The sequence below is a fragment of the Jatrophihabitans sp. genome (assembly GCF_051960575.1).
Classification (GTDB): Bacteria; Actinomycetota; Actinomycetes; order Mycobacteriales; family Jatrophihabitantaceae; genus JBQCEE01.
In genome coordinates this window covers 1-6,569 of sequence record NZ_JBQCEE010000358.1, presented here as the reverse complement: position 1 = coordinate 6,569, position 6,569 = coordinate 1, and the positions used below count along the sequence as shown (strand labels likewise).

At 73.8% G+C, this 6,569-nt stretch carries 7 protein-coding genes; 3 read left to right on the top strand and 4 right to left on the bottom strand.

From position 1 onward, the window contains the following. A partial coding sequence (gene sepH, locus ACTHMS_RS19870) for a septation protein SepH (RefSeq protein WP_440308397.1) occupies positions 1–404 on the bottom strand: 404 nt, incomplete at its 3' end. A 77-nt stretch (positions 405–481) separates the two neighbouring features. After that, complete coding sequence (serC, locus tag ACTHMS_RS19865) at positions 482–1,594, bottom strand: phosphoserine transaminase (RefSeq protein ID WP_440308396.1); 1,113 nt, start codon at positions 1,592–1,594, stop codon at positions 482–484. Positions 1,595–1,643: 49 nt separating this feature from the next. On the opposite strand from serC, the gene ACTHMS_RS19860 reads away from it, so the two are divergent. Next, positions 1,644–2,039 carry a VOC family protein gene (locus ACTHMS_RS19860; protein ID WP_440308395.1) on the top strand — a complete coding sequence of 132 codons (396 nt, stop codon included), beginning with the start codon at positions 1,644–1,646 and terminating at the stop codon, positions 2,037–2,039. 10 nt (positions 2,040–2,049) lie between these two features. Here the strand turns inward: ACTHMS_RS19860 and ACTHMS_RS19855 are convergent, their stop codons facing one another. Then, positions 2,050–3,243, bottom strand: coding sequence for a sulfotransferase family protein (locus ACTHMS_RS19855; RefSeq protein WP_440308394.1), 1,194 nt, complete (start codon positions 3,241–3,243; stop codon positions 2,050–2,052). A gap of 138 nt (positions 3,244–3,381) precedes the next feature. Continuing rightward, a complete protein-coding gene (locus tag ACTHMS_RS19850) occupies positions 3,382–4,701 on the bottom strand; it encodes a D-arabinono-1,4-lactone oxidase (RefSeq protein WP_440308393.1) in 1,320 nt (439 codons plus the stop codon). Between the two features lie 74 nt (positions 4,702–4,775). Between ACTHMS_RS19850 and ACTHMS_RS19845 the strand changes: the two genes are divergently transcribed. Both ACTHMS_RS19845 and ACTHMS_RS19840 read left to right on the top strand, forming a co-directional pair. Beyond that, positions 4,776–5,441, top strand: a complete 666-nt coding sequence (locus ACTHMS_RS19845; RefSeq protein WP_440308392.1) for a TetR/AcrR family transcriptional regulator — start codon at positions 4,776–4,778, stop codon at positions 5,439–5,441. Continuing rightward, complete coding sequence (locus ACTHMS_RS19840; RefSeq protein ID WP_440308391.1) at positions 5,438–6,568, top strand: alanine racemase; 1,131 nt, start codon at positions 5,438–5,440, stop codon at positions 6,566–6,568. The genes ACTHMS_RS19845 and ACTHMS_RS19840 overlap by 4 nt, the downstream gene beginning before the upstream one ends. Position 6,569: the final 1 nt, after the last annotated feature.

Here is a 6,569-nt window from a genome sequence, read left to right as displayed (position 1 = left end):
CGGTCGACGAAGTCGCCGAAGACGACCGGGCGCCCCTCGCCCGGTCCGCCGCGGGCCCGCGCCCGGCGCGCCTCGCTCGCGATTCTCACCCGCTCCTCGAGCACCGGGCCGGCGAAGCGCAGGATCTTGGCCAGTTCGACGCCGTACTCGTCGGCGATCGCCTCGGCCGTCTCGCCACCACGCACGCGCGTCTGGATCTCGCGCGGCGACACGGGGCTGCTCGGCGCGGCCGGCGCCGGCGGTGCCTGCGCGGCGCGCTTCACCTTCGCGTGGGCCACGTCGAAGTGGACGGCCGCACGCACCATGTCGTCGACGTGCAGCAGGAACTGCTCGTCGTCGTCCGGGGTCGTGAAGACGAGTGTGGCGCTGTCCGCGTCCTGCCGGAGAAGTCGCAGCTCTCGCATGCGCCGACCTTAGGCGTCCCGCCCCCCGATGCAGGGGAGCACACGCGCGCCGCGGGCGATTCGCCCGGCGAAACACGTCAGAGGCGGCCGACGACGTAGTCGATGCAGGCGGTGAGGGCCGACACGTCGTCCGGGTCGACCGCGGGGTACATGCCGATGCGCAGCTGGTTGCGTCCGAGGCCGCGGTAGGGCTCGGTGTCGACGATGCCGTTGCCGCGCAGGGTCGCGGCGACGACGGCGGCATCGACCTCCGGGCGCAGGTCGATCGTGCCGACGACGGTGCTGCGCACGCCGGGGTCGGCGACGAACGGGGACGCGTACTCGGACCGCTCGGCCCAGCCGTAGAGGCGGTCGGCCGAGTCGGCGGTGCGCGCGACGGCCCACGGCAGTCCGCCGAGTGCCAGCAGCCACTCGACCTGGTGCGCCATGAGCCACAGCGAGGCGATGGCCGGCGTGTTGTAGGTCTGGTCCTTGCGGCTGTTCTCGAGCGCGACGACGAGGTCGAGCGACGGCGGCACCCAGCGCTGCTCGCGCACGCGCACGGCGCGCTCGATCGCCGCGGGCGACAGCGTCGCGAGCCAGAGCCCGCCCTCGGCGGCGAACGCCTTCTGCGGGGCGAAGTAGTAGATGTCGGTCTGGGCGATGTCGACGGCGAGGGCGCCGGCGGCGGAGGTGGCGTCGACGAGCATCAGCGCGTCGCCGGGCACCCGCTGCACCGGCAGGCTGACCCCGGTGGACGTCTCGTTGTGCGGCCAGGCGTACACGTCGACGCCGGCCTCCGGCTCGGGCAGGCAGGCCTCGCCGTACTCGACCGCGCGTACGGACGGGTCGTCGAGGAACGGCGCGCCGCGGGTGACGGCCGCGAACTTCGCCGAGAACTCGCCGCACACGACGTGCTGCGCGCGGCGCTCGACGAGGCCGAAGGCGGCGGCGTCCCAGAACGCCGTCGAGCCGCCGTTGCCCAGGGCGACCTCGTAGCCGTCGGGAAGGCTCAGCAGGTCGGCCACGCCGTCGCGGATGCGGCGCACCAGCGCCTTGACCGGCGGCTGGCGGTGGCTGGTGCCGAGCAGCGTGCCGCCCGTCCGACCGAGCGCCTCGACGACGTCGGCGGGCACCTTCGACGGCCCGGAACCGAAGCGGCCGTCGACCGGCTTGAGCTCGTCGGGGATCTGCAGCAGGGCACCGCTCACGATGCCGATCCTCCCATTGTTGTCAGAGGGGGTTCGTATGGTGCCGCCCATGAGCATCCGGTGGTACACGGTGGTGATCGACTGTCGCGACGTCGCGGCCCAGGCGGCGTGGTGGGGGCAGGTGCTGGGCTGGCCGACCGTCTACGAGGCGCCGGACGAGGTGGTGCTCGTGCCGCCCCACGCGGTCGAGCCGGGCGCCGACGAGGTGCCGGTCGAGCGACGCGGGCCGGGGCTGGTCTTCGTGCCCGTGCCCGAGGGCAAGACGGTGAAGAACCGGTTGCACCTCGACCTCGCGCCGCGGGCGGGCGACGACCAGGCCGCCGAGGTCCAGCGCCTGCTCGACCTCGGTGCGACGCGGGTCGACGTGGGTCAGGGTGAGCGGACGTGGGTCGTGCTCGCCGACCCCGAGGGCAACGAGTTCTGCGTGCTGTCCCCGCGCGACTGACGCGGTGCGCTCAGCCGCGGCCGGTGCGGCGCACCCGGCGCCAGCCGCGGCGGGCGGCGCCGAGCCAGCGCACGTCGTCGGAGAGTTCCACGACGAGGCGCTTCGTCCGCTCGACCGGTGGCAGGGCGCGGTGCTCGTCGACGATGCGCCGCAGCTCGTCGGCCTGGCGCGCCACGTCCGAGAGGCGGTGCACCAGGCGGGTGGCGGCCAGCAGCGCGACCTCCGCGCGCAGCTCGGCCGGCACGGCGGCAGGATCCATGCCGGTCGGCCGCCTCGTCGGCACCAGGTCCGCGAGGTCGCCGACGACGTGGTAGCCCGCGGCCTCGATCGCCGCGATCGTCTCGCGCGACTGCGTCGCGGCCCACTCGTACTCCGCCTCGGGCAGCTCGATCGGCGCGCTGCGGTGCTGCGCCAGCTCCGTCGACACCCACCACTTCATGTGCTTGTCGTAGTCGGGCCACGGGAGGCCGTCGGCCTGCAGCGCGAGGTTCAACGAGTGCACGACGCTGACCTCTGCAGCACCCAGCGACGAGTACACGTGGCCGGACGGCTGGCGGCAGGTGTCCGGGTCGATGCCGAGCACCTGCGCGAAGCGTGACCAGAGCAACGAGGGGTCGGAGCCGGCCGGCGGCACCGTGACGACGTGCACGCGGTCCGGCGTCACGTGGGCCGCCCACCTGGCGAGGATCCCCGCGGTGTCGTGCAGCCTCCAGAAGTCCATCCCGGCGTCGCCGTCGTGACCCTCGGGATCGTGGATGGCGGTCAGCCACTCGGCGAAGGTCTCGCGGCCGTTGTTCTTGATCCACTCCTGCCAGGCGGCGGGCAGCTGTCGGGCCATGTCGCGGACGGTCCAGATCACGTGGACGTCGGCGAAGTCGAGCGAGTCGAACAGCCTGTCGACCCAGACCGGCCTGGCCGGCGCGAAGAGCTCGGAGCTCAGCAGCGCCGGGCCCTGCCATTGCTCGATGGTGTCGACGACCCGTAGCCACGCCCCCTCGACGCGCGGGTCGGGGTCGCCGCGGAACCGCACCCGGCGCAGCGCGAGCGCCTCGTACACATGCCCGCTGCCGCCGGTCTCGGGATAGAGCAACCCGGCGTCGAGCAGGGCGCCGCGGTTGTCCTGCAGCAGGTTCTGCAGGTAGGTCGTCCCGGTCTTCGCCTCGCCGATGTGGACGTAGACCGGATGACGCACCGGACTCGACACACGCACTCCTCGATCACTGGCCGGCGCGGTCCGGCTGTCGGCCGCCGGGCGGTGCGGCGGCACGAGTGGCACCGGCGGACGCTTGCACGGTAGCAGTCGAGCCTCAGGGCTTCCTCAGCCCCTTCGCCGGTTGGAGCATCAGCCGAGGACACGCTCGAGATGGTCGTTGCCGAACCGGCGGTCAGGGTCGAGCTTGTCGCGCAGCGCGACGAACTCGTCGAAGCGGTCGTAGACCGGCCGCAGGTCGTCGGCCGTGCGGGTGTGCAGCTTGCCCCAGTGCGGCCGTCCGTCGACCGAGCGGGCGATGGCCTCGACCGCCTCGAAGTACCGGCGGTGGTCGCGGCGGTGGTACTGGTGCACCGCGATGTACCCGGTCTCGCGGCCGGTGGCGGTCGACAGCCACAGGTCGTCGGCCGCGGCGAACCGGACCTCGATCGGGAAACCGATCAGCTCGCCGCTGCGTTCGAGCCACGCGTCGATCTCGCGCAGCACGTGCGGCACGGCGGCGCGCGGCACCGCGTACTCCATCTCGCGGAAGCGCACCGAGCGGACGGAGGCGAAGACGCGGTAGGACCGGTCGACGAAGTCGCGGGCGCCGAGGGCGCGCGTGGCGAGGCGGTTCGCGCGGGGGATGAGGTCCGGACGCCGGGTGGTCAGCCGGTTGATGCCCTCGAACAGGCGGTTCGACAGCAGTTCGTCCTCGACGTAGGCGCGGGCGCGGCCGAGTGGTCGCATCGGGGCGTCCGGCAGCACGCGGTTGTTGCGCTTGGTCAGCACGCCGCGGGTGTGCGGGAACCAGTAGAACTCGAAGTGGTCGTTGCCGTCGACGTGCGCGTCGAGGTCGGCGAGCACGGCGTCGAGATCCTCCGGCGCCTCCGCGGCGGCGAGCGCGAAGGCGGGCTCGCACTGCAGCGTCACCTCGGTGATGACACCGAGCGCGCCCAGCCCGACGCACGCGGCGGCGAACAGGTCGGGCTGCTCGTCGCGGCTGCACCGCGTGACGGTGCCGTCGGCGAGCACGAGTTCGAGCGCGCGCACCTGCGTGGCGATGCCGCCGAAGCGCGCGCCGGTGCCGTGGGTGCCGGTCGAGATCGCGCCGGTGATGGTCTGGACGTCGATGTCGCCGAGATTGGTCATCGACAGGCCCAGGTGCCAGAGCGTCTCGGTGAGGTCGTGCAGCCGCGTGCCGCCCCGCACGGCGACCAGCCCGGTCGTGCTGTCGGCCCGCACGACCCCGGTGAGGCGGTCGAGGGCGAGTTGCACGCCGTCGGTCGCGCCGATCGGGGTGAACGAGTGGCCCGAGCCGATCGGCTTCACCGACCGGCCGTCCTCCGCGGCACGGGCCACCACCTGCTGCACCTCGGCGGTCGAGGCGGGATGCGCCACCGCGGCCGGGTGAGCCGTCACCGTGCCCGCCCAGTTCGTCCACGGGGTCGCGGTGGTCGTGCGGGTCGCCATGCCGGTGACTATGACCTGGGCGACCGTCCAGGACAAGACTTGACCGGGACGGTCGTCCAGTTCAGGCTGGGCCCGTGACGACACGCCTGCCGGTCGACCAGCGCCGCGCCCAACTCGTCGAGGCCGCGCTGGCGATCGCCGCGGAGGAGGGGATCGCGGCGGTCACCGTCCGGCGGGTGGCCGAGCGCGCACAGGTCGCGCTCGGCGTCGTCCACTACTGCTTCGCCGACAAGGACGCGCTCGTCGTCGCGCTCGCGGAACGGATCGTCGACGACCTCGGCGCGGCCGCGGCCGCGGCGCTGCGGTTCGACGACGACGAGCCGCCCGGTGATCTGGCGACGGCGCTGCGCTGCGCGGTGCACGGGTTGTGGGACCTCGTCGAGCGCGCACCCGCCGAGCAGTTGCTCACCTACGAGATCACCACCTTCGCCCTGCGCACGCCCGGCCTCGCGCACGTCGCGGCGCGGCAGTACGAGGTGTCGCACCGGGTGGTCGAGTCGGTGCTCGTCGCCGCCGCGCAGGCCGCCGGCGCGCAGTGGCGCCGCCCGGTCGCCGAGGTCGCCGCCGAGGTGCTGGCGCTCGTCGACGGCGTCACCCTGCGCTGGCTCGTCGACCGGGACGGCGCTGCGGCGAAGGCGCGGCTGACGACGATGGCCGAGCAGGTCGCGCCGAATGCCCGTCCGGTGCGCCGCCGCCTGCGGGCGGTCGCGTCCGTCGAGGGTGCGGAGGGCACGGCATGACCGACCTCGCCGCGCTGACGCGGGCGACCGTCGACCTCGACCCGCCGCTCGCGGCGCTCGACCTCGCGGCACTCGACGCCAATGCCGCCGACCTGGTGCGTCGCGCCAGCGGCACCCCGGTGCGTGTGGCCAGCAAGTCGGTGCGCTGCCGCTGGGTGCTCGAGCGCGTGCTCGCCCGGCCCGGCTTCCGCGGCGTCATGGCCTACTCGGTGCGCGAGGCGATCTGGCTGGCGCGGGCGGGTGTCACCGACGTGCTGCTCGGCTACCCGAGCGCCGACCGCGGTGCCCTGCGCGAGCTGGCCGACGACCCGTCGCTGCACGACACGATCACGCTCATGGTCGACGATGCGGCCCAGCTCGACCTGCTCGGTGGCGCGCCGCTGCGGGTGTGCCTCGACGTCGACGCCTCGCTGCGCGTCGGCAGCGTGCACCTCGGTGTCCGGCGCTCGCCGCTGCGCACGCCCGACCAGGCCGCCGACGTGGCGCGCGCCGCCGTCGGGCACGGGCAGCGCGTCGTCGGCGTCATGTTCTACGAGGCGCAGATCGCCGGGCTGCAGGACACCTCGCCCGCCGTGCGACTGGTGAAGAGGCTGTCCGCCCGTGAGCTGCGGCAGCGGCGCGGGGCGGTGGTGCAGGCGGTCGAGCAGGTCGCCGGCCCGCTCGAGCTCGTCAACTCCGGCGGCACGGGCAGTCTCGAGATCAGCGCCGCCGACCCCGCCGTCACCGAGGTGACCGCCGGCTCCGGCTTGTACATGCCCGGCATCTTCGACGGCTACGACGCCTTCGAGTCACGCCCGGCGCTCTACTTCGCGCTGTCGGTCGTCCGGCGGCCGGCGCCGGACATCGCGACGCTGTTCGGCGGCGGCTACATCGCCTCGGGTCCGGCGGGTGACTCGCGCCTGCCGCGGCTCGCGACGCCGGGGCTCGAGCTGCTCGGCACGGAGGGTGCCGGCGAGGTGCAGACACCGGTCCGCGGCGCGTCCCTCGCGATCGGCGATCGCGTGTGGCTGCGACACGCGAAGGCCGGTGATGCGCTCGAGCGATTCGACACCGTTCACGTCGTGGACAGCGACCGCTCCGTCGCGTCAGTGCCCTCCTACCGCGGCGAGGGCAAGAACTTCGGCTGAC